This window comes from Chitinophaga flava, from assembly GCF_003308995.1.
In the GTDB taxonomy this organism is placed as follows: Bacteria; Bacteroidota; Bacteroidia; order Chitinophagales; family Chitinophagaceae; genus Chitinophaga; species Chitinophaga flava.
The window spans coordinates 3,525,895-3,551,661 of sequence record NZ_QFFJ01000002.1; the positions used below are offsets into that span (position 1 = coordinate 3,525,895).

The window sequence follows — 25,767 nt, forward strand, 5'->3', positions numbered from 1 at the left end:
CTCTTTTAAAGAACCCTTATTAATTTATGAAACCACTCAAAATACAAGGAAACCATTTGTAAGTACCGTTTATGAAATCAACCGGAAGAAACTCCGGAGCTATTTGTACTGTTTTAAAATAGCACGCTTTACCCACTTCCATTTATGATCCGCACATTGACTGTACTCCGGTACAGGTGATGCGTGTAGCATTTTGTCCAAAAATATCCGCACTGAATACAAACCTGGCTAACACTGCTAGTTAACCGGAATTGCTTTGCTATGCATAAAAATGACCCTGCATATGCAATGCCGCTGTTTGTATAATAATATAAATGTAACGCATATACGAAAATAAATTGAATCAATATACCGGTAACCCCCGTATGGTTAATCCCGGTATCGATAGTAAATAAAATAGCCTGTATATATGACAAATGTATCGTTCCCTCAGACAACGCTATCAGCACTACTGATAGCACAAAAAGATAACCTGGATAAAGGAATTACCTTTATTTCAGGCGCCAGTAAAGAAGAATTCCTGTCTTATCACCAGCTTTATGTCAGTGCCAGATCATTGCTGGCTTACCTCCAGGAGAAGGGTGTGAAGCCCGGAAATGAAGTGGTCTTACAGATAGAAGACAACAAAACATTTATACAGTTTTTCTGGGCATGTATCCTGGGAGGGATAATACCTGTGCCGGTAGCTGTTACTTATCAGGGTGAAAATGCCCAAAAATTGTTCAGGATATGGCAACTGCTCCATCATCCTTATCTGCTTACCAGCAGGGCATCCTACGAAAAGATGCATCAGAAAAAATCTCCTGATGAAATACCTTTCGCTGACAGCACTTTGTTTACAGAAGATGCACCGGTAAACAGTGTTGCCGGCATCGTATATCCTGCTACTACAGATGATATTGCATTTATCCAGTTTTCATCGGGTTCCACAGGTAATCCGAAAGGGGTAGTGCTGAAACACAGTAATCTGATCGCTAATATCTTTTCTGCGCTGCCTACTCACGACAATATAACAGACCGTCGTCTGAGCTGGATGCCGCTTACACACGATCTGGGGTTGATCTTCCTGCACCTGTATCCGATTGCCATTGGTGCGCAGCATTTCCTGATGCCAACGGACCTGTTTATCCGACATCCTTTGTTATGGCTGCAGAAAGTGTCGGAACACCGTGTCACTATAACCAGTTCGCCCAACTTTGGCTTTAAATATTACCTCGATAAATTTTCCGATGATAAAGCGGAAGGCCTTGACCTGTCCTGTTTACAGGTGATCCTCAACGCTGCAGAGCCTATCTCAGGTACACTATGCCGTACCTTCCTGAACACCTTATCAAAATACGGATTGATGCCTGCTGCGATGCGACCAGCCTATGGACTTGCTGAAAGTACCCTCATCGTTACTTTTGCTCCCGCCGGTGCATTGCTGGAAAGTGTTTTTGTCCGCAGGGAAGCCATCACGATAGGACGTTACATCTCTGAACCCGGTATGCTGGAACAGCAGCGTACTGCAGATAATATGGAGATCGTTAATGTAGGCAGGCAGATTGCCAATACCGATATTAAAATCACCGATGAAAAAGGAGAGATCCTACAGGAAGGTGGCATCGGTATTATATGGGTGTATGGGCCAAGTGTTACGCAGCGGTATTACAATAATGAAGCCGCCACTAATGCTGTTATTAAAGAAGGCTGGCTCAACACCGGTGATACCGGCTTTATGCTGAACGGCTGTTTGTATGCGGTAGGAAGAGTGAAGGATATCATTATTGTGAACGGGCAGAATGTTTATCCGCATGATATTGAACAGATGCTGGAAACGATGGATGGCATTGCAACCGGAAAGGTGCTGGCTTGTGGCGTGCCAAAGGAAGATGAATCATCCGAAGATATCGTAATATTTGTCTTGTACAAACTGGGCATAGAAAAGTTTGCACCGCTGGCAAAGTCCATCAAACATTTTGTTGCCACCAGACTCGGACTGGTAGTAAAACATGTGCTGCCTGTCCGTAAAATAGCTAAAACAACCAGCGGAAAGGTAAAACGTTATCTTTTTTCTGAAGAATACCGTCTGGGTGTTTATGATAAAGACATTGCAGCCTTAGCTGCAGTGAATGATAATAAAACAACAGCAGCAATAACTGATCAGACCCTTATTATCACCTTCCTCGTGAATATGTTAGGCGAGTCACTGAAAATAGCGCCGGCAAGCATCAATATTAATACCTCATTGATCTTACTGGGTGCTGATTCATTGGTGCTTACCAGTATGATAAAGCATATAGAGAGCGAATATGGACTGAGCCTTTCCATGAGAGAGTTGTTTGAAGAATTAGACACGGTTGCACAGATAGCAGATTATATTGCTGCTCATATAGCTATTACTGAGCCTGCACCAATACCAGATGCAGCGCCGGCAGTGGCCCGGGAAACTTCGTCAACTACTCCTGAAACATCTTTGTATCCAGCTGTTAACGGAAAGGCATCAGGCATCACTTCAGAGATCTTACAGCTGTTACAAAGTCAGGTTAATGTTATGGCGCAGCAACTGCAGTTGTTGATGATGCAGCAGCAACTGAGTGGTAGCGCACCGGTGACTGTCACCCCCGAACCGGTTCCCTCGCTTCCTGCTTCGGTAGAAGCATCCCATGGCAAATCTGTAAATGGTTTGCATGGGAAAATGAACGGTCAGTTGACTGATCCGGCACCTGCATCGTCGGTGCGCAGTGGAAAAGCGGCGGCGGCCGGTATTGGCCGGCAGCCTGTACCTGCCAACATTCCCTTGTCGTCTAATCAGGAGCGTTTGTGGTTTATAGATCAACTGGAAGGCAGCGTACAATATAACCTCCCGGTTGTACTAAGACTGAAAGGCAATCTGGACAACACTGCCCTGTTACATGCGCTGGAGCAGATTGTGGGTCGTCATGAAGTGCTGCGTACTGTCATAGAACAAGCCGATGGGCAGCCGTATCAGCGTATTCCGGACAACTACCAGTGGCAGATGACCACTATCGATGATCCGTTGCTGAAAGCTGATCCTGCCAGACTGCAGGCATTTATATCCGGGTTTATATATACCCCTTTTAATCTGGCTAAGGATAACCTGCTCCGCGCATCGCTTATCCGTATCACTGATATGGAATATGTGTTGGTGCTGGCGATACATCACATCGTATTCGATGGCTGGTCGGCAGGTGTATTGTTCAATGAACTCACCGTTTTATACAATTCATACGGGGAAAACCGCACTGCGCCCTTGCCATCGCTGAGTATACAATATAAGGATTATGCTATCTGGCAACATCATTACCTGAAAGGAGCGCTACTGAATGAAAAAGAAGCTTACTGGAAAAACAGACTGAAAGGAGCAACACCACTGCTGCTGCCAACGGACTTTGAACGGCCTTTAAATAGAAGCACCCGTGGTGCGGCAACTGAATTACAGATAGATAAAACATTGTCTGCCCAGATACGGGAATTATCCCGCCAGCAGGGAGTGACGCTGTCCACCACGTTGCTCGCGGCCTACAAGGTATTATTGTCCCGCTATAGTGGTCTGGAAGACATCGTAGTGGCATGTGCCATCGCCGGAAGAACAGAACGGGAAGTAGAGCCATTGTTAGGCTTCTTTGCCAATACACTGGTACTTCGCTCAGACCTGAGCGGCAGTCCCTCATTCAGTGAACTGTTAAAAAGAGTCAGCAGTACACTCCTGGATGCTCATGAGTATCAGGATGTACCTTTAAATAAAGTAACAGAGGCAGGTGCCGGCAGCGGGAACAGGGGCGATAATCCATTGCTCCATGTGATGTTTTCGGTGCAGAATATACCCAGTGCCGCTGATATCCGTCTCGGGGATGTGCAGGTGGACTACGAACCGGTGGTACGTCAAACCAGCATCGCTGATATTACCCTTACTACGCAGGAGTTTCCTGATGGTATATCCTTAATGGTGGAATATTCCACGGACCTTTTCCGGGAGGCTACTATCCGGCAGATGGTACAGCATTACGTGGCCATACTCAGTGAGGTGGTGAGCCAGCCATCTTTGCCGCTACATGAAATTAAGCTTTTGAGTGAAACAGAGCAAACGCAGCAGCTGCAGTCCTTCAATGCCACATACCATGATTATCCGGCACATAAAACCGTAGTGGAATTATTTGAATCCCAGGTACTGGCTACTCCGAACGCAATTGCCGTTTCCTTCAATGGAAAACAGCTCACTTACCACTCACTCAATGAGCAGGCCAATCAGGTAGCACATTACTTGCTGGCAGAAGGTATAAAGCCCGGAGATAAAGTGGGACTGTTGTCTTATCGTGGCCTTGAGATGATCGTGGCTATCTGGGGCGTTCTTAAAGCCGGTGCTGCCTATGTTCCTTTCCATACCGGCTACCCGGGTGCCCGTATCCGTATGATGATAGAGGATGCCGGTATTTCAAAAGTCCTGTTTACAGACAACACACTCTTTGAAGCTATGGGCTTGCTGGCGGCTGAAGGCATTGATATCGCCGGTGCAAAAGGTTTTGCTACAGCGGCTACTGGCATTAAAGCCAATCCTGATGCTTTGGTAAATATCATGTACACTTCCGGTACAACCGGCCGTCCTAAAGGAATTGCCGTCAATCATAAAAATATCACGAAGCTGGTATTTGAACCGGGTGTAATTGCCATTCAGCCGGATGATCATGTGTTGCAATGGTCCAACTATGCATTCGACGGATCTACTTACGATATATTCAATACGCTGCTGAGGGGTGCCCGTTTATGTATGATACAGGATACGGCTGCCTCCGATGCTCTGGAGTTATCATCTATTATACATAAAGAGCAGATCACGGTATGTTTCATGACAACCGCCCTGTTCAACACTTTTGTAGACAGTAGTATCGACGGTCTTCGCCCGTTGCGTAAAGTATTGTTTGGCGGGGAAAAGGTGTCTTTGTATCACGTGAGAAAGGCGCTGGAAGCATATGGTCCTGATAAGCTTGTACATGTGTACGGGCCTACGGAAACGACTGTGTATGCTACCAGCTATCCGATTAACAGCCTGGATATCCATGCTGTTACGGTTCCTATCGGCCGCCCGCTGGCCAATAGTAAAGCGCTTATCCTTGATCAGAATGGAGAACTGGTGCCTGTTGGCGTGGATGGGGAATTGTATATAGGAGGGGATGGTGTTTCTGCAGGATACATCAACAATGAACAGCTGACACTTGAGAAGTTTATGATGCTGAAAGGCCAAAGTGGCCGCTGGTACCGTACCGGTGATCTTTGTCGCTGGCTGCCGGATGGGAATATCCTATATACCTCCAGGGCGGATGATCAGGTGAAAGTCCGTGGTTATCGTATTGAACCGGGAGAGATAGAGCGGGCCATGAATTCGCTGGACGGCATTGCTGCCAGCTGCGTGGTGGTGAAACAATCTCCAACAGGGGAGCATAAGCTGGTAGGATACTATGTTGTGGACACAGCAACAGCATTCGGTATCATCAATGAAAAAGATATCCGGCAGTCACTACAGAAACTGCTACCTGATTATATGATGCCATCCGCATTGATTGCATTAAGTCAGTTGCCTTTAACCAGTAACGGAAAGACAGACCGTAAACTGTTAAGCACCCTGAAAGACGTACAAGACGATCATGCTGACAACTACCAGGAACCTGTTACACCGATAGAATGTCAGCTGGCAGCCATCTGGCAACGTTTGCTAGGAGTAGAGCGGATCAGCACGCAGGATAACTTCTTTACACTGGGGGGACACTCTCTGTTGGCAACTCGTGTGGTATCAGCCGTACGTAAAGAGCTGGAAACAGAACTTTCTGTAAAAGACCTGTTTGCCCATCCAACCGTAGAAAGGCTGACTGCCCATCTGGAGCAACAACAGAAAGGCGGATTACTGCCATCTGTTGCCGTTGCCATCAGACCGGAACACATTCCGCTATCGTATAGTCAGGAACGTTTGTGGTTCATCGATCAGCTGGAAGGCAGCGTGCAGTACCATATGCCCGCAACATTCAGCCTTAAAGGCGCCCTGAATCCTGCTGCACTGGAATATGCATGGCGTACTATCGTCAATAGGCATGAAGTACTTCGTACTGTTTTTGTACAGGAAGGGGAATCAGCTTATCAGCAGGTGCAGGAAAAAGATCAGTGGAAGCTGTCGGTATTAGATAAATCCCTCTATCAGGAAGATCCGCAGGCCTTTATCAATGACCTTATTGCTGTTCCGTTTGATTTGTCAAAGGACCATATGTTACGTGTGTATTTGGTTGCTCTTGCTCCCGAAGAACATATAATGCTGGTGATGATGCACCATATTGCATCGGATGGCTGGTCATTGTCTGTGATGGTAAAAGAATTGCTGGAACTCTATAATGCATACATTTCAAAACGGGCGCCGGTATTGGAAGAGCTACCCATACAATACGCCGACTATGCCATCTGGCAGCGGGATTACCTCAATTCCGAACTGCTGGAACACAAGGTGGATTATTGGAGAAATCAACTCAAAGATATACCTGCTCTGAAATTGCCTACGAACTTTGAACGTCCCGTTATCAATAGTACCAGAGGAGACCTGATCACTTTCAGAATAGACAGGACATTAACGCGTCAGCTGGAAACGCTGGCCCAGCAAAACGAGAGTACCCTGTATATGTTGCTGCTGGCAGCTTTTAAAGTGCTGCTCTATCGATACACCGGACAGGAGGATATCGCTGTAGGTGGCGGTATTGCAGGCAGATTGCAAGAGGAAACGGAATCACTGATAGGTTTCTTCGTAAATACACTGGTGATGAGAAGTGATCTGAGTGGTAATCCTGCGTTTGACAGCTTTTTACAACAGGTGCGCCAGACCACGCTGGATGCCTACGAGCACCAGGACGTTCCTTTTGAACGCGTGGTGGAAGCGGTGGTAGGCGCCCGTGATGTTGGCCAGAATCCTATATTCCAGGTAATGTTTGCATTACAGAATATCCCCGATATTCCGGAGTTACGGCTGGGTGAAGTAATGCTCAAAAGACAGCGTATCAATCATACCACCAGCCTGTTTGATCTCTTCTGGTCAATCAGTGTACAGCCATATGGAACAATAGTGGAGCTTGAATATTGTGTCGACTTGTTCACGGAAAGGACTATCCGTAAAATGCTGGACCATTACGTGGCATTGCTGCGTTCTATTGTCCGGAATCCGGCTTTGCGCATCAGTGACCTGAATATGATCGGAAAGGCGGAGGAAGAGCTGTTACTGTCATTTAACGGTATGACTGTGCCTTACCCCGCCGATAAAACAGTTGTTGAACTGTTTGAATCCCAGGTGGCAGCTACACCTGATGCAATTGCCGTTTCTTTCAATGGACAGTTGCTCACTTACTGCTCACTCAGTGAACGGGCTAACCAGGTAGCGCATTACTTGCTGGCAGAAGGTATAAAGCCCGGAGATAAAGTAGGATTGTTGTCATATCGTAGTCTTGATATGATCGTTGCTATCTGGGGAATACTGAAAGCCGGTGCTGCTTATGTTCCTTTTCATATCGGTTATCCGGCTGACCGGATTCGTATGATGATACAAGATGCCGGCATTACAAAAGTACTGTTTACAGACAATAGTCTCTTTGAAGCGGTTGGACTGTCAGCAACTGAAGGCATTGATATAGCTGGTGCAACGGGTTTTTCCTCTGCAGCTACTGGTATTAAAACAGCCCATGATGCTTTGGTGAATATCATGTATACTTCCGGTACAACCGGCCGTCCTAAGGGCATTGCAGTCAACCATAAAAATATCACGAAACTGGTATTTGAACCGGGTATAATTGCCATTCAGTCGAACGACAGGGTGTTGCAGTGGTCCAACTATGCATTTGACGGATCAACTTACGATATTTTTAATACCCTGCTCAATGGCGCCCGCTTGTGTATAATACCCGATACAGCTGCCTCCGACGCACTGGAATTATCATCTATCATACACGCAGAACAGATTACGGTATGTTTTATGACTACCGCTTTGTTGAACAATTTTGTGGATAGTAGTATTGAGGGTCTTCGTCCATTGCGCAAAGTATTGTTTGGTGGGGAAAAGGTGTCTTTATCTCACGTGAGAATGGCGCTGGCTGCATACGGCCCTGGTAAACTTGTACACGTGTACGGGCCTACGGAAACGACCGTGTATGCTACCAGTTATGCGATCGACAGCCTGGAGTCCAATGCTGTTACCGTACCTATCGGCCGCCCGCTGGCAAATAGTAAAGCCCTCATCCTTGATCGGAATGGCGAACTGGTGCCTGTTGGCGTGGACGGTGAATTGTATATAGGCGGAGATGGCGTTTCTGCAGGATATATCAACAATGAACAGCTGACGGCTGAGAAATTTTTGATGCTGAAGGGCCAAAGTGGCCGCTGGTACCGTACCGGTGACCTTTGCCGCTGGCTGCCGGATGGAAATATCCTATACATTTCCAGGGCAGATGATCAGGTGAAGATCCGTGGTTATCGTATTGAGCCAGGAGAGATAGAACGGGTTATGAATTCGCTGGATGATATTGCCGCCAGCTGCGTGGTAGTAAGACAACAACCATCCGGAGATAAAAGGCTGGCTGCCTATTACGTGCCCGAGCCTGCACAGGTATTGCTGAAGGAACAGCAATTATTTGAGCATCAGGTGGCCAACTGGAAAGAGTTGTATGAAATGGCTTTCGCCAAACCTGAAGATATCGTAATAGCCGACCCGGAATTCGATATCACCGGATGGAATGACAGCTTTACTGGTGGAGCAATCCCTGCCGATCAGATGCGGATGTGGCTAAATGATATTTCTGGGGTGATCCTGGCGCTGAAACCTGAACGTGTATTGGAAATAGGCTGTGGAACAGGATTGATCTACTACCAGCTGGCAAACCATATCAGCAAATATATTGGAACCGACTTCTCCCCGGTGTCTACTGGTCAATTGCAAAATCATATCAACAAACAATTGCGCAAGTATCCTGATACTGAACTAAACGTTTGTGCGGCACATGAGGTAATGTTGCCTGCATCTGAAACAATCGATCTGGTAATACTGAACTCTATTATTCAGTATTTCCCGGGAGCCGCGTATATGTCTGATGTGTTTGCTAAGGCCATCGGGTTGCTAAAAGGAAAGGGGCATATTGTGATAGGTGATGTGCGTGATATGCGCCTTCTGCCATCTTTCAAACGTCGTTTGCAGTTGAACAGAATGCAGGATAGTACCGCTGTTAGAGACTTCATCTGGCATACAGACCTGGAAGTGCTGAAAGAAGAAGAACTTTGTTTTTCTCCTGCCTGGTTCTACCAATTGCGTGCGCAGTATCCGGAGATCACACATATGGAGATCTTATGGAAACAGGGTGACTTCATTAATGAGCTTAGCTTATACCGCTATACCGTGATAATGTATGTTGGTATTGAAAAGGAAACATGGGAGCCTCGTTGGCAGCCATGGAATAGCGCAGCTGTTCAGGAACAACTGGACAATAATACAGCAACTATCGCACTGAAGGATGTTCCTAACCCACGTTTATGGAAAGAACAGCTGCTGACACAAGCCCTGGATGATAAGCGGGTAATTCAGGTACGGGACCTGGCCGCTGCTATTGCAACGCCCGATGAGGAAACTATAGCCGTAAACGCAGTATTATCAGCCGCAAAATCAAAGGGGTATCATTGCCGTTTCCTGTTACACGATGATCCGCTGAAAATGAATGTATTGCTGGAACGCACACCATATACCGGCTTTATCGTGCAGCCTTATAATGATGCAAGGGAGATGGTAAAAGCCAATATTCCTTTGTTTGGGGATATTTGTTCAGTCCTGGAAAAGGAAATACAACAGTCACTGAAGAAAAGGCTGCCGGAATATATGGTGCCATCTTCATTCTTTGCACTGCAGTATCTGCCGCTGACTACGAGTGGTAAAACAGACCGTAAGTTTCTGAGTGAATGGGAAGAGATGGAGCAGAAGTACCAGGTGGGTTACCAGGCGCCCGTTACACCCGAAGAAATTGCATTGGCGGAAATCTGGCAACGATTGCTGGGTGTAGAGCGTGTAGGCGTTATAGATAACTTCTTTGAACTGGGAGGACATTCTCTGCTGGCGACCCGTGTTGTATCTGCAATACGCAAACAGTTGCAGGCAGACCTGACCGTAAAGGATTTCTTCTTATATCCTACCATTGCACAACTGGCGGCCCGGCTGCAAAATAGAGAGGAAGGATCGTCGTTGCCGCCTATCACTGCTGTTGAAAGACCTTCCCATATCCCGCTCTCTTTCGGCCAGGAACGTTTATGGTTCATTGACCGCTTGCAGGGTAGCCAGCAGTATCACATGGTGGCCAGTTTACGGTTGAAGGGCAACTTAAACGCCACTGCGCTGGAAACAGCTTTGCAAACGATAATATCCCGCCATGAAGCGCTCCGTACTGTCATAAAAATAAATAGTATCACCGGCATTGCAGGGCAGCATATATTGAATAAAGACCACTGGCAGCTGCATACAATGGATACGCCTGTAGCATTACAGGAAAGCATCGCAGCCCTGATAAGCCAGCCCTTTGATCTGTCAGCAGATTATATGATACGGGCACACCTCATTCGCCAGGATGCAACAGAACATATGTTGGTGCTCATTATTCACCATATCGCTTCTGATGGCTGGTCAATCGGTAATCTGATAAAGGAACTGGTTACCTTGTATCACTCCTATGCAGCGGATATATCTGTTCAGTTGAAACCATTGCCTTTGCAATACGCCGACTATGCGCTATGGCAACGGAAATACGTAACCGGCAACCTGTTGGATAAACAATTGGCATACTGGAAAGAACAACTGGCCGGTAGCGGGCAACTGAGTCTCCCTACAGATTATGAACGGCCTCCGGTATTGAGTACCAGAGGAGCTATGCTGGAGTTTAACATTGATAAAACATTAATTGAGAAGTTAAATAATCTTTCCCAGCAACAGGGCGCTACGCTCTTCATGACAATGCTTGCCGCCTTTAAGGTACTGTTGTATCGTTATGGTGGGCAGGAAGACATCTCCGTAGGAAGTGGTGTTGCCGGTAGAACACAGGAAGAAACAGAAGAGATGATAGGCTTCTTTGTGAACACACTGGTAATGAGGTCCCGTATCAACGCAGATATGCCTTTCGATCTTTTCCTGCAACAGGTAAAGGAAACTACCCTGAACGCCTATATGAACCAGGATGTGCCTTTTGATAGGGTCGTGGAAGTGGTACTGGATAAACGGGATCTTAGCCTGAACCCTTTATTCCAGGTGGTATTTATGTTGCAGAATACCCCTAAGATGCCGGCACTGGATTTGGCCGGGGTAGTGGTATCTGAAGAGTCTTATGTAGCCACCACCAGCCTCTTTGATATGAGTTTCTTTGTGAAGGAAGCGGAAGATGGATTACGGATAGATGTAGAATATTGCACAGATTTGTTTAGAGAAGAAACGATCCTCCGTTTGCTGAAGTATTATCATCATCTGTTGGAAGCAGTGGTGAATGCACCAAAGCAGCCGCTCCGCGAGCTGGATATGCTTGGTCAGGAAGAGCGTCATCAGTTGCTGGTAACGTTTAACAGCAAACGTAGAGATTACTCCGCAGACGCCCATAAAACGATCGTGGATATCTTCGAAGAACAGGTGGCGCTAGCACCGAATGCAGCTGCCCTGGCATTTGGAGATATAGAGATGACCTACCAGGAACTGAATGAACGTGTAAACCAGCTGGCCCATTATTTACGGGTAGAAGGTGTAACAACGGAAAAGCTGGTGCCGGTTTTCCTGGAACGTTCTCCTGAAATGATTATCGCCATCCTGGCTATATTGAAAGCAGGAGGTGCATATGTGCCTGTCGATACGGAGTATCCGCTGGAGCGTATTGCCTATATACTGGAAGATACTTCGGCCAGTATGATTATCACCAGTCGCAATTGCCGGAACGGCTTGCCTTTGAATGATAAGCGCAGCATCATTGAGATAGATGTTATGGCAGATCACCTGCAACGGATGCCGGTATCACTATTACGAAACAGTGCGGTTACCGCCGGACATATGGCCTATCTCATTTATACTTCCGGTTCTACCGGCACGCCTAAAGGCGTAATGGTGGAACATGGCAGTGTGGTGAACCTGACACGTGCCATGAAGGAAGAGCTGCGCCTGCAGCCAGGTATGAAGACCCTTCAGTTTGCATCTGTTGGTTTTGATGCCGCCTGCTACGAAATATTCAACACCTTACTCAGTGGTGGCTGTCTGGTACTGGCAGAGAAAGAAACATTGCTTTCCGGTGCCATGCTGGAGGCGCTGGTCAACAGGCACACTATTTCAGTGGCTGTTTTACCGCCTTCTTATCTGAATGCGATGAAAGACCACCTGGGATGCCTGCAAACCATCGTGTCGGCAGGGGAGCCGCTGAGCAGGAGTCTGGCACTCTACATACAATCAAAAGGTATCCGGTTAATTAACGCTTACGGGCCTACGGAGGGCACGGTATGTGCCAGTTTGACCGACAGGCCGGTACTGGATGATAATACGGTGGTAATAGGACAACCGGTGGCGAACGTACCATTATATGTCCTGGATGAATGGAATGACCTGGTACCGCTGGGTGGAGTAGGAGAACTCTGTATTGGGGGTGTACAGGTAGCCCGTGGTTATCTGAACAGACTAACATTAACGAATGAACGTTTTATTACCAATCCATTCGGAGAAGGTCGCCTTTATAAAACAGGTGATATGGTCCGCTGGCTGCCAGACGGCAACCTGGTATACCTCGGACGCAGAGACGAACAGGTGAAAATAAGAGGCCATCGTATTGAATTGGGTGAGATAGAAAATGTGCTGGAAGAGCATGAGGAGATCAGCAAAGCGGTTGTATTAGTGAAAACTGATGATAATGGCAATAAACAGCTGATCGGTTATGTACTGGGGAATGATACCATCAACAAAGAAAATATCTTCCATTTCCTCAGAGGAAGGTTACCGGATTATATGGTGCCTGCACAACTGATAGAGCTGTTGTCATTACCAACAACCTCCAGCGGGAAAGTGGATAAAAAAGCACTACTGGAGGCTGTTAAAGACATGCAGATTGCAACTGCTGCACAGGAAGCGCCGCGCAACGAAACAGAGCGCCACCTGGTTACTATCTGGCAGGAGCTGCTGGGGGTATCGGGCATCGGCATACACAACAATTTCTTTGAGCTGGGAGGGGATTCCATTATCACCATTCAGGTGGTGAACCGGGCCAAACATTATGGTTATGTGCTGCAACCAAAGGATCTGTTCATGCATCAGACAATTGCCGAGCTAGCCACCTTGCTGGCTGGTCAGGAAGTTAAGCACATCACCGGCGAACAGGGATACCTGAGCGGTGAATGTGGACTGTTGCCGGTACAGCAATGGTACCTCTCGGATGAAAGTAATGTGTCGGATCATTTTATTCAAAGTCTGCCCGTTGAGATTAACAAAGCCATCAGCGTGGAAATATTATCAGCTGCCATCACACACCTGATAAGTTTCCATGACAGCCTGCGGTTTGCCTACAGTAACAGTTCGGGCCAATGGCAGCAATGGTATGGTAATGACAATGGTACGATTGAAGTGGTCGACCTGCGCGCTGCATCAGAAGACAATCTGGCCGCAGAGATTATTTTCTGGGAGGATAAATATAAACACAGTCTCAGCATGAGAGATGGAAAGCTGGTATGTGCAGTGTTGTTCCTGACTCCGGAAAAGATTCCTTCCAACCGCTTGCTGATGGCGATTCACCACTTAGGAGTGGATATTGTATCATGGAGTATTATATTCGATGATCTGGATCGTCTGCTGGGGGACCTGCTTGTGGGAAGAGAAGTGTCGATGGTTTCGAAAAGCAGTTCTTACAGGGAATGGTACCATGCATTACAGCATTATGGACAAACCGAACGCTTATTATCACAGCGTGATTACTGGCAGCGGGCAACAGATCAATATTGTCCTTTGCCTACTGACAAACATTATGAAGGTCTGGTACGAATCAATGAAATGACGGCCCACCGTGTACGCCTCAACGTATCACTTACCCGCAAGCTATTGCATGAGGTAGCGCAGGCATACCAGACAGAAGTAAATGATTTGTTGTTAAGTGCCCTGGCATTAACCCTTTCCGAATGGATGGACAGTGATAAGGTATCCGTTGGCTTCGAAAAACATGGCCGTGAAGACATTAGTTCTGATATTGACATCAGCCATACCACAGGCTGGTTCACCACTTTGTCGCCTGTATTGCTGGATGCCAGCGCCGGAGAAGATACCGGCATGCTCATCCAAACTATAAAGCGACAGCTGAATGAAGTGCCTGATAAAGGCCTGGGCTTCGGCGTATTGAAGTACATCAATAAAGAAGCCGGATTAATAGGCAAAGACCCATGGGATATCATCTTCAACTATCATGGACAAATAGGCAATGTCAGCAGCAGCCATAAATGGATTGCTTTAACCGGTACATCGTCTGAACTGAAGATGATCGGAAGTTATACAATGCAGTTCAAAATTTTTATTAACAGTGCGGTGACAGATGAAGAGCTGGTAATAGACTGGCTCTACAGCACCCATCATTTCCAGCAATCCACGATTAAAGCATTGGGTACTGCTTATATCAAACATCTGGAAACGTTGATTCACCACTGTATGATGCAGCTTGGAAAACAGCAGCTACACCAGGTATAACTGGTCTCTGCTAAATTGCCATCTGTTTGTAGTGCAAAGTTTGGATGGCTTTTTTGATTTATTAAGCGGCTTGAGTTCGATATTATATTGGACTTAAGCCGTTTAGTTTTCAACTTTTCGTGGGCTAAAATGGATTGAAGTCTCATGCTGCAATAGTCCTGGGCTATAACTGCAGCATTTCCTTTGCCAGCATAATCATTTTCTCATCACCAGTGTATTTTCCTTTTTCATCAGACAGCTTTACTACCGGCGTCCAGCGGGGCGCATCTTCCGGCCTGGCCTCATACATTTTAATCACGATATTCAACGGAGTTAATCCCACATCGTTAGTGAAATTGGTGCCTATACCAAATGACATTCCTATACGTCCCCGACAGTAAGCCGCGATAGCAGCCACTTTGTTATAGTCAAGCCCATCAGAGAAAATAATGGTTTTGGAGAGTGGGTCTATGCCTTTTCCCTGATAGTGCCGGATGGTCTGGTCGGCAAACTGTAGCGGGTCACCGCTGTCATGCCTTACGCCATCAAATAGTTTAGCGAATTTCTTATCAAACTGTTCAAAGAAAACAGGTGTTGTATAAGTATCAGATAAGGCTATGCCCAGATCGCCACGATATACCTGTACCCAATATTCCAGCCCCAGCATATTGGCCATTTTAAATCCGTATTTGGCCGCATGGAACATAAACCATTCATGGGCATGTGTACCTACCGGTTTCACTCCGTTAAGCATCGCCAGATGAACATTGCTGGTACCGATGAAAGTCTTGTCTCCATACTGCCGCAGTATTTGTACAACCAGTTTATGTACTGCCAGCGAGTGCCGCCGCCGCGTACCAAAATCCGCGATCGTAATGTTCAGGTCTTTATAGCGTTCAATTTTCCTGCGGGTAATCTGTATCACCTCGTCATCGGTAACACGCTGCTGACCGGTAGCCTGATAGTATAATTCACAAACCAGTGACATCAGCGGAACTTCCCACAGGATAGTACGGTACCAGTAGCCGTCTACATGTACTTCGAGCTCTCCGCCCTGTTGGGAAATATGTACTTCTGACGGGTGATAACGGTATCCCTGCAGGAAATCCAGATAGGTAGGATCAAGATAGGGGCAGGTGACAGCCAGATAATCCTTTTCCTCCCGGGTCAGCTGCAGGTTGCACATCTCATCCACTGCCCGGCGTAACAAGACGTTGAAGCCCGGCGGAAATACATGCTGACCGCGATTGATAAACTTATAACGGGCACGGGCCTTCGGAAACAGTTTTACCACACAATGCTGCATGGTAAATTTGTAGAAGTCGTTATCCAGAATTGCGTTTAATATCATAACCTGCGGTTTTTATAATATTTATACTATATTTTTGTGGTCTTAATTCATATCCATTCAAAATGAAACAGATCAAAGTTAAATTCCCCCTTAACCCACAGGAAACCGTTTTGTTCAAAGTAAACGGCTCTTACCTCAAAAGCAAATGGAAAGCAGAACAGGCCGCATTATGCCTGACGAATGAACGGATCGTGATGGAAGGTAAACCCATGTTAATGTTTTTCCTGTTTGGTATTATTGGCTGGTTACTGACCAGAACTAAAAAAGCCAAAGAGTTTCCACTGACAGATATTACGAACTTCAGCCGCGGCAAACAGGGCTTCAATAAAAAGGTGGCCGTGTTTGAACTGCTGGACGGCAGTACTGTTCGTTTTGCCATCACCGGTAAATGGGAGGTTTTTGAAGCAGCCTACCATAAAGCTATGATGGACGTGAAACCCTTATTCTCTCTGCAATAAGATCATAATTTCGTTCCGCAATATTTACAATAGTCCGCATTGGCATCGTGTCCTTCACGCATGCAATGCGGACATATTCTTTGGTCTACCTCCTCTTCTCCTTTCAGTTTGCTCATTTCCACCGTTACAATTCCCGTAGGCACCGCAATGATGGCATAACCCATAATCATGATCATGGCGGAGAATGCCTGTCCCAGCGGCGTAATGGGAGCGATATCACCGTAGCCTACCGTAGTAAGCGTGACCACCGCCCAATAGACACTGACGGGGATACTGGTAAAGCCGGAATTGTGTCCTGATTCAATCACATACATCAGTGAGCCCAGCACCACTGTCATCAGCAGAATAAAGAAAAGAAAGACCGTTATTTTTCTACGGCTGTGTGTGAGGGCCAGTGTCAGTTGCCTGCTCTCATTCAGAAAAGGTACCAGTTTGAAGATCCGGAAAATCCGCAGCAGCCTGAGAATGCGGATGGTCAGCAGAAAATGGGCGCCGCCAAAAATAAACTCCACATAGGTAGGCAGAATACACAACAGGTCTATCACCCCATAAAAGCTTTTCATATAGGCGCCTGGGCGATAGCTGCACCAGACACGAAATAGATATTCAAGTGTAAAAAGAGCGGTGAATATCCATTCCAGCGAGGTCAGGAGTCGCTCATAACGTAGTTGTACAGTAACCACGCTTTCCAGCATTACTACTACCACACTCAACAAGATCCCTATCAGGAGCGCTACATCAAATGCCTTTCCCGCAGGGGTGTTTGCCTCAAAAATAATATTGTGCCATCGTTGTTGAAAAGGGCTAAGGGTCCTGCTTTGCTGTTTTGCCATCCTGCTAGATTATGATTATAAAACAAAAACATCCGTATGAATGTTTATCGCGTCCCACGACAGCAAAAACCGTGTCAGAAGATATCGGTACATTCGTTAGATCCATGCGAAAGGCGGCATTTTACTTTATGGAGCTATGGGGACTGCCCGGAACAGCAAAAGTATACCCGTTGGCGTTATTGGTGCTAGTATAGCAAAAGAGTACACAACGCTGGAAATAATTTTACGTTAATCAATAGTGCTTATCTTTATTATATGCTTACAGAAATACTTATCAATTTATTTGAACGAGACCTTAGCCGTCTCGAAGACGAAATAGCAGCCTATGAAACGGAAGCTGCCATCTGGCGTGTGCCTCAGGGTATCAAGAACTCAGGCGGTAACCTTTGCCTGCATCTCTGCGGCAACCTGCAGCATTTTATCGGTGCTATACTGGGTCATACCGGGTATGTCCGGAACAGAGACCTGGAGTTCAGCTCCCGAGATGTACCCCGTGAGGAGCTGCTGGTGCTGGTGGGGACTACACGACGTACAGTGCTTACCGTTATCCTGAGCCTTTCTGCCGAAGACCTTGAAAAAATATACCCGGAGAAGGTGTTGGGAGAAGCCTCCACTGGTCATTTCCTGGTACATCTTTGTACGCACCTCGGCTATCATCTGGGACAAATCAATTACCATCGCCGGTTAACCCAGTAAGTCATGCCACAATCTACTTTTGCTCAGCGTTTTCTGCAGGTGTACCTGCAACTCAGAATGCTGATATGGCCTTTTATTGTATTGTTGGCTGGGGTGCTGGTATTCCGCAGCTTCTATGGACGGGAAGACATTTATTTTTACATTAACCGGCTGCATACCAGCTGGGGGGACTGGTTGTTTCCTCGTATTACAGAACTGGGCAGCACCGCAGCCTGTGTAGTGATCTCCCTGCTGTTATTTTTCATCAATAGAAGAATGGGGACTGTGATGGCCGCAGCTTATGTGTTTAACTCCATGGTCAACTTTGCACTTAAGTTTATGGTGTCGTTTCCCAGACCACGTCGTTACTTCGCCCAACGGCTACACGACATTTATTTTGTTCCCGGCGTAGAGGTACTGGATAATTTCAGGAGTTTTCCTTCCGGACACAGCGTATGTGCTTTTACTGCAGCCACGGTGTTGTCTTACTATGTTAAAAATAAATACTGGTCTTTGTTATTCCTCCTGCTGGCAGCCTTGGTAGCTTATTCGCGGATGTATATGAGTCAGCACTTTCTGGAGGATGTAACTGCCGGCGCTACTGAAGGCATTCTGCTGACGATGTTCTGGATCACTGTGATTAATAACAACGTAACTGGAGTACCTGATCAGGGGAGATAATGCAGTATCATAATATTTGATTCATGTGAAAGGTTGATAATATCATCAACCTTTCATTATTTCCGCTCATCAGGAGCATCAGCACCATCATTGAACATCATCGTTGCGATTTGGTACAACATCCCCGGATTCAATCCTCCATTTAAATCGTTTATTCTTCCATTCATCAGGTGGTTGGGAGGCATTGTACCTGGTTTGAATTCCAGCGTAGTAGCATTGTAGGGAGGAGTGGAGGGAATATGCCGATGGGGTTTATAATTGGCCGGAGCGGCAACATAACGGGCCCATAGTACTTCGTAGCCAATATAAATCTGGTTTTGCCCTTCCATGACATGATCTGCATGACCGAGGCAGCATTCATCGCCGGGGCCCAGGTTTTCAATGAGACGGGTACGGGTGGTAGTGCCTACCTGTGTACTGATTACCTGACGGATGGCAACGGTAATAAAACGGTCTGCGGAGGTATTGCGGAGATTACGCAGGTACCGGGAAATACTAAATGAGCTGTTGACAATTCCGGTAATCATAATTTGGGCAGCTGCATCTTCACCTTCAGGAGGAGTATACTGTTGCTCAGGCGGTGCGGAGGAGCTGACTGTACAGGCTTTATAGATGACATACCCTATTATACAGGTAAGGATGGCCAGGATAAAGTACATATATGGGTCATGATTAAATGTGTGTTTCAAATATACTAATGACCGGCCGCTCTATTTGTAAATCCAATGTTAATCCAATTATTGTGATAATACTATTTTCATATTTACAGATGCTGTATTAACAAAAAAGGCTTTTGTGGGTGGCGGTAAGAGTGATTAACAATTAAATCACAAAAAATACAGAAAGAATCCCCCAACTTTGCCAGACGATTTTTTAGGGTGTTTGTAAGCTATGCTTTCTTTTGACTATATCTGTTTTACCCCAATCTTTTCCTGAGAAAATGCTTCCTGCTTCCGATAAACGGAAGGCTTGACTGTTATGTCATTAGTGGAAGTATTTATCTGAAAAGTATCTGTGGCAGCGTATTATCTGGGAAATAATACTACGCTTAATCCTGCACTATGCCATTGTGCATTGTAATAAGGCAGTACTGTCGTAGCGGCATGACCGTTAGTACTGTTCTTAAACAACTTACGTTGTATCCATGGATATACCCAATAAGCAGCTTTGGTGCTCAGAATACCAAAACCTGCCCCGGCCACCACATCACTGAACCAGTGTTTATTATTGTACATTCTTAATGCTCCTGTAGCAGTAGCGGCAGCATAACCCGCTACGCCATACCAGGGAGATACATCTTTGTATTCCTGCCGGAGAAATTCTGCGGAAGCGAATGCAGTAGCAGTATGTCCGGATGGGAAAGACAGATTATCGCTGCCATCAGGCCTCATTTCATGGGTAATATGTTTAACTGCTTCTACAGATCCGGCAGTAAATACGGCTGCAATTCCGAGGATAATAGTACGGTCGCGGAAATTATGTTTCCCATGGACACCTGCCAAATTCAGCGCATACACAGCAGCTACCGGTGCATATTGCAGATAGTTGTCAATACTGGTATGGAAATCAGGGTTATGTTCTATTAATTCTTTACTGGTGGAGTGATTGAGATCTACCAGTGAATGCATGTTCAGGGCTGCAAAACCGTAACCAATCATCACTGCCGGTACTACCAGACCCGCGGCGGTACTACGAATAGCCGGTGGCGGTGTTACGGTCAGGTGAAAAGTGTCTTTATCGGTTTGAGAGAGGGAATCTGCCTTCATCTGGGCTTTTAAAGTGCTGGTCATGGCACCCAGGGCCAGGCCAGTTGTAAGTATCATCTTTTTCATGCATCACGCCTTAGTTGGTCAAAAATATCGGGCAATTCTGTAGGAATTCTGTACTTCGTTTATTCGCCTCCGCGGTCGGTGATGGATAAAATCATCTCGGCGGTTTGTTTGGTATACCGGTTATGAAAGATAAAGGTAATCAGAAGACCCAGCACGCAGCCTGTCAGTACTGATATTACCCGGCCCACGGCCGTGTCCCAGAGATGGGCCCCGGCCTCATGGGTCATTACAATAATGGTGGCTGCCAGGGCTGTACGGGTAGCCGGTTCCAGTTTGAACAGGTTACATAACACCACTGTTATGCATACGGCTATACTCATAGTGATCAACAGATTGGGATGAAACAACAATAGCAAAAAACCGGATGCAGCCCCTATCACATTAGCTTTGATACGGGTCACGGCTAATGTCATGGCATCAGAGCCATCCGGCGATAAAACCAGCATCACCGATATCAGCACCCATACTACGTCTTTGTAATCCAGCAACCAGGAGAGAACCAGCACTACCAGCACGCCGCTCACACATTTAGCAGCATAAATCAGCAACCGTTGTAATCTTGCTTTGTTGACCATACCGCAATGTTAGGACATTTGGTACATATATCGCTTAATATATATGTAGATTGTTCAGGTTGAGTTTTCTTACCTTTGGGACTTTTTTTAATCAACTGATAACCATGAGACTACGGAAACTATGCTACATGGCAGCTGTTATCGGTTTATTACAGGCCTGTATAAAAGACGCACCTGTAAATCCCGAAGCTGACATCGAAACCTTTGCCGTTGACAAAGAACAACTGACTGGAGATGTGTTTATTGACCATGCTAACGGAACCATTCTACTGTATCTGACACCCGACGCTTACAAACAAGGGATAGCCCCTGCAATCACCCTTTCCGGCGGCGCTACCGTTACACCCGCATCCGGTGACTCTATCCACTTTGACAGTACCCACGTCAATCAATATGTGGTGACGGCTGCCGATGGCATCCATCAAAAAACCTACAAGGTGGAAGCTATCGATAACGGTATTTGGAAATGGGACTTTGAAAAGTGGATGCTGAATCCTAAAGACAAATACCAATATGCAATCAATGACGATAGCACCCTGGTATGGTCTTCCGGAAACCCTGGTATTGCTATGGCTGGTGTCCCTAAAGACCCGAAAGAGTATCCGCTTAGAGCTACTACCGATGCCTATCACGGACAATATGCCGCCGAAATGGTGACCCGCAAAGGAACTGCCCTGTCTGGCATTATGGGTATCAAACTGTTTGCCGGCTCTCTTTTCCTGGGTGTATTTGAAAGCAAGAATGCGCTCACTCAGCCCCTGAAAGCTACCCAGTTTGGACAGCCATACCGCGGCGAACCAGTGCGCTTTACCGGATACTACAAATACCAGCCCGGCGCCAGTTATCAGGACAAGTCTGGTACCATTATACCAGGCATGACCGACTCCTGCTCTATCTACGCTATCCTGTATACCGGAACGTCCCGATTGGATGCTACCAATATACAGACCTCAGACAGGATCGTAGCAAAAGCAATTTTACCGGATGGCTCTGCACGTGCCCAGTGGACCCGCTTTGATATCCCGTTCGTCATCACCCGGAAAATAAGCCACTCAGAAAAAATGATGATGGCTATCGTGGCTTCCTCCAGTAAAGATGGAGACAGCTACAAGGGCGCTATCGGCAGCCGCCTCGTACTGGATAGCATCCAAATCGTTCACCAATAATGCTTTGATCCCATGAATATTAAATTCAAAGGACTGTTGGCCGTTATGCTGTTGGCAGCTGGACAACTGTTTGCGCAGGAAAATAATAACAACAATAAAAATACGCCCACCTTTACACCAGGCCTGGAACATCGTATTCTGGCCGGGTTCAACTTCGGCGCTACCGCACCGGTAGGATTACCCAACACTATCCGCCGGATCAATAGTTTCCGGCCCGAATTCAGTCCCTCCCTGGGATATGAACTGTCTTACCGCATTACCTCCAAATGGGGCGCTTCACTGGCTGTGAAACTCGATTATAAGGGTATGGCCACTAAAGACGAAGTACTGTATTTCCCTACCATCATCACCACAGAAGATGGCGGCAGCTTTTCAGGTAACTTCAGCGGTAAAAACAAAACAATTGTGCGCAACGCCTATGTGGCTTTCCCGCTAAGCGCCACTTTTACACCTAATACCAAATGGCGCTTCAGCCTTGGTGGTTACGCGGCATGGCTGTTCAGCTCTAACTTTTACGGTACCGTATCCGATGGTTATATCCGCAATGGAGGCCCTACCGGCGAGAAAGTAATCATCGACAAAGCCTCCTTCGACTTTGGTACCGATGTACGGAAATTCGATATTGGTTTGCAAGGCGGCGCTATGAGAAAAGTAGGCCGTAAGCTGGAAGTAATGGGTAACCTCTCCTGGGGATTAAAACCCATTTTCCCGGATGACTTTAAAGGACTGGATTTCCCATTGTATAATATCTATCTGACACTGGGAGTGGCTTATAAAATCTGATCCCAGGACTGAAGTCCTGGGCTATGTTTGTGGAATGTGAGTACGGGGTATTGAAAATAGAAAGCGCGCAAGTTAAGTTCTTGCGCGCTTTCTGTTTTTTGTTTTTGATGTTATTATGTTTGGATGCTTTTATGATTTTTTGATGAGGATTAGTATTTGGCTGGCTGGCCGGCTTTAGGCAGGGATTTCTTAATGAAATCACGGATATCATCATTGCCGGTGGTCAGATCATCTTTGCGGAGGTACATCATATGACCACTGCGGTAGCCTTTCCAGGACAGCCGGTTTTTAAGCTTTCTACCAGGGTCCAGTTGCCACATGCTGTATTTGGCATTGAAGTAATCACAGGCACCATCGTAATAACCGGACTGTATCATCACGTTTAAGTAAGGATTGGCAGCCATCGCCTGGCGCAGGTTTTCACCTGTTCTATCTCCATTGCGGTCCCAGGGATGTACCGGGCCGAACATCATATATTTCAGGTCAGTAGGAAATTTCAGCTCTTCACGCAGGTAGATGTTGATAGCCGGCGTAAAGGCATGGAGCCAGGAAGTCAGCTCGGCGTTGTAGTCGGGATTATTGCCGGCATCTTCCTTGTCCTGTCCCAGATAGCGGGAATCCAGGCGGCCTACGGTATACCCCCTGTCTCTCAGTAGTTCTTTCCAGAAAAAGTCGGGCGGTATGTTCAGGTTGTGTTGGAGGATCACTTTCTCGGAAAGGCCGGAGTAACGGGCCATACGGCTGGCTATCTCTTTCCTTTTCTGTTCATCCAGGAAACCACCCTGGCTGATGGCCGGGATCAATTCATGAATAGTGAAGTGCTCCACTTCAGGTAGCATGGTTGTCAGATCTTTTTGCTGGAGGTCAGCGGTCAGGGCTTTGTGGTACCAGGCAGTAGCTGCATAATATGGAAGGCTCAAAGCAGCATCTACAGGGCCGTTACGGGAAATACCCAGATCAGTGGGAGATACCAGTATTACACCATTCAGATACATCCACTGCGCATTCTGTAATTCCAGCGCGAGACCAGACACACGGGTGGTCCCATAACTTTCGCCGATCAGGTATTTAGGAGAAGCCCAGCGGTTATGCCGGGACACAAAGGTATTGATCCATTCGGCGAGATATTTTATATCGGCATTCACACCGAAGAATTTATCGCGTGGTGCATCTTTATTGATCCTTGAAAAGCCGGTATTGGCGGGATCTATATACACGATGTCTGCAATATCAAGAATAGACTGCGGATTTTCGTGTATGCCATAGGGTTGTACCGGATAACCTTCATCATCGATATTCAGGAGGCGGGGCCCGGTGTAGGCGATCTGCATCCAGACAGAGGGCGTACCAGGGCCGCCATTGAAAGAAATAACCAGTGGCCGGGAGGCGCGGTCTTTTACATCTGTTCTTTCATAATAGGTATAAAAGAGGCCGGCCATCACTTTACCATCCTGGTCCCATACAGGCTGGGTGCCGGCAACGGCTTTGTAAGGAACCTTTTGTCCTTTGATAGTGACGTCGTGAAAACTGGTAACAGCTGTGTCCGGATTAAGGGAAAGACCAGGGTTGGCTCCTGTGAGTTCTGTTTTAGGTGCAGGTTTAGCGGGTTGTTGCGCTAATACCGGTTGCAGCCCTGCCAGTCCGGTTGCCAGCAGAGGCAGCCATATGGCTTTGTTGATTGCGTTCATATTTAGATTAGATATTTGGTTCAGCAGGCGTTGTAAGCCATTGCGCTAGTTTATAACCAAATATCCGTATATCCAAACCGGCCATCCCTTTTCTTATGGGTAATATCAGCGCAACTGAAAATCCGAGGGACGTTTGCCGACCAGTTTAAAGAAAGTATTGCTGAAAGCGGACACACTGTTGTAGCCAGTGTCCCAGGCTATTTCACTGATTGTTTTTTCTGTTTCCAGCAGATATCCCATCGCCCGTATCATGCGGGCCAGCTTCAGGTACTGGAAAAAAGAGATGTCCATTGTGGAACGGAACAGCCGGGTAAGTGTACGTTCACTGATATTGAAAGCTGCGCTGATGCTCTCGAGCGTAAGTGGTTCAGCCAGGTTGGCCTGTATGTATTTGAGTACAGGTTGTAGTCTGGAATTTTCGGTGGTTGGCAGATTGATGGGGAGCGGTGAGGTACTGATATCCGGCAGAATGTTTTTAATGGCCTTGACAAACCGGTAGCCTTTGGTGCCCGGCAGCACATCTTTGTCCCATTTGGCGGTATAGAGGATCATCTCCAGCAACAGGTTGTTTACCGGATAGATGCCGGTGCGCCTGTAAAACGGGTCCTGTTCATCATCTTCATCTAAAAAAAAGTAAATAGTCCGCACAAAATTGGCGGGATAACGATGCGCAAAATAATGTTCTACCCCTGCCGGCACCCACATATAGTGGCGGGCTGGCAGAAAGTAGGTCTTATCCCGTGTATATAAAAAAGCAACACCTCCTTCAACATAGGTGAGTTGTCCTTTGTTATGCTTATGGAAGGGGAAATGATGTTCCGTTTTCCAATGCCATATATAGGCGGATTCCGGGACCCTATCCACCTCCTCAATGATCAGTTCTGGTTTAAAATCTTCCATATGGCCGGATTTAGCAATTTTATGGCAATTTATAGCAAATATTTTAACCAGGATGAATTGAACTTTGCATCTTCATCAGATTAAATATGTTTTCAAATAGTAATAAGTG

General features: G+C 46.6%; 13 protein-coding genes. 6 read left to right on the forward strand and 7 right to left on the reverse strand.

What is annotated here, in order from left to right; genetic code table 11:
* Positions 1-409: 409 nt before the first annotated feature.
* Positions 410-14,737, forward strand: coding sequence for a non-ribosomal peptide synthetase (locus DF182_RS29250; protein ID WP_113619295.1), 14,328 nt, complete (start codon positions 410-412; stop codon positions 14,735-14,737).
* A gap of 163 nt (positions 14,738-14,900) precedes the next feature.
* Here DF182_RS29250 and pncB read toward each other — a convergent pair whose 3' ends face one another.
* A complete protein-coding gene (pncB, locus tag DF182_RS29255; RefSeq protein WP_113619296.1) occupies positions 14,901-16,067 on the reverse strand; it encodes a nicotinate phosphoribosyltransferase in 1,167 nt (388 codons plus the stop codon).
* A gap of 62 nt (positions 16,068-16,129) precedes the next feature.
* Here pncB and DF182_RS29260 point away from each other — a divergent pair, with 62 nt between their 5' ends.
* Positions 16,130-16,525 carry a hypothetical protein gene (locus DF182_RS29260; RefSeq protein WP_113619297.1) on the forward strand — a complete coding sequence of 132 codons (396 nt, stop codon included), beginning with the start codon at positions 16,130-16,132 and terminating at the stop codon, positions 16,523-16,525.
* Between the two features lie 2 nt (positions 16,526-16,527).
* On the opposite strand, the gene DF182_RS29265 is transcribed toward DF182_RS29260, so the two are convergent.
* Positions 16,528-17,358, reverse strand: coding sequence for an ion transporter (locus DF182_RS29265; protein WP_113619298.1), 831 nt, complete (start codon positions 17,356-17,358; stop codon positions 16,528-16,530).
* A 255-nt stretch (positions 17,359-17,613) separates the two neighbouring features.
* On the opposite strand from DF182_RS29265, the gene DF182_RS29270 reads away from it, so the two are divergent.
* Both DF182_RS29270 and DF182_RS29275 read left to right on the forward strand, forming a co-directional pair.
* Positions 17,614-18,054 carry a DinB family protein gene (locus DF182_RS29270; RefSeq protein WP_113619299.1) on the forward strand — a complete coding sequence of 147 codons (441 nt, stop codon included), beginning with the start codon at positions 17,614-17,616 and terminating at the stop codon, positions 18,052-18,054.
* 3 nt (positions 18,055-18,057) lie between these two features.
* Entirely contained in the window at positions 18,058-18,714 is a 657-nt protein-coding gene (locus DF182_RS29275) for a phosphatase PAP2 family protein (protein ID WP_113619300.1), read from the forward strand.
* A gap of 56 nt (positions 18,715-18,770) precedes the next feature.
* On the opposite strand, the gene DF182_RS29280 is transcribed toward DF182_RS29275, so the two are convergent.
* From DF182_RS29280 to DF182_RS29290, 3 genes are all read right to left on the reverse strand, one after another.
* Positions 18,771-19,373 carry a hypothetical protein gene (locus DF182_RS29280; protein ID WP_113619301.1) on the reverse strand — a complete coding sequence of 201 codons (603 nt, stop codon included), beginning with the start codon at positions 19,371-19,373 and terminating at the stop codon, positions 18,771-18,773.
* Between the two features lie 366 nt (positions 19,374-19,739).
* Positions 19,740-20,546, reverse strand: coding sequence for a phosphatase PAP2 family protein (locus DF182_RS29285; protein WP_211327239.1), 807 nt, complete (start codon positions 20,544-20,546; stop codon positions 19,740-19,742).
* Positions 20,547-20,605: 59 nt separating this feature from the next.
* Complete coding sequence (locus DF182_RS29290) at positions 20,606-21,121, reverse strand: FUSC family protein (protein WP_113619302.1); 516 nt, start codon at positions 21,119-21,121, stop codon at positions 20,606-20,608.
* Positions 21,122-21,249: 128 nt separating this feature from the next.
* Here DF182_RS29290 and DF182_RS29295 point away from each other — a divergent pair, with 128 nt between their 5' ends.
* Both DF182_RS29295 and DF182_RS29300 read left to right on the forward strand, forming a co-directional pair.
* On the forward strand, positions 21,250-22,287 hold the full coding sequence (locus tag DF182_RS29295) for a PCMD domain-containing protein (protein WP_161964311.1): 1,038 nt from the start codon (positions 21,250-21,252) through the stop codon (positions 22,285-22,287).
* Positions 22,288-22,299: 12 nt separating this feature from the next.
* The gene (locus DF182_RS29300) at positions 22,300-23,070 is read left to right on the forward strand and encodes a porin family protein (RefSeq protein WP_113619304.1); all 771 of its coding nucleotides are present in this window, start codon (positions 22,300-22,302) and stop codon (positions 23,068-23,070) included.
* Positions 23,071-23,219: 149 nt separating this feature from the next.
* On the opposite strand, the gene DF182_RS29305 is transcribed toward DF182_RS29300, so the two are convergent.
* Together DF182_RS29305 and DF182_RS29310 are read right to left on the reverse strand one after the other, a co-directional pair.
* A complete protein-coding gene (locus tag DF182_RS29305; RefSeq protein WP_113619305.1) occupies positions 23,220-24,758 on the reverse strand; it encodes a S10 family peptidase in 1,539 nt (512 codons plus the stop codon).
* 105 nt (positions 24,759-24,863) lie between these two features.
* A complete protein-coding gene (locus DF182_RS29310; RefSeq protein ID WP_113619306.1) occupies positions 24,864-25,658 on the reverse strand; it encodes an AraC family transcriptional regulator in 795 nt (264 codons plus the stop codon).
* Positions 25,659-25,767: the final 109 nt, after the last annotated feature.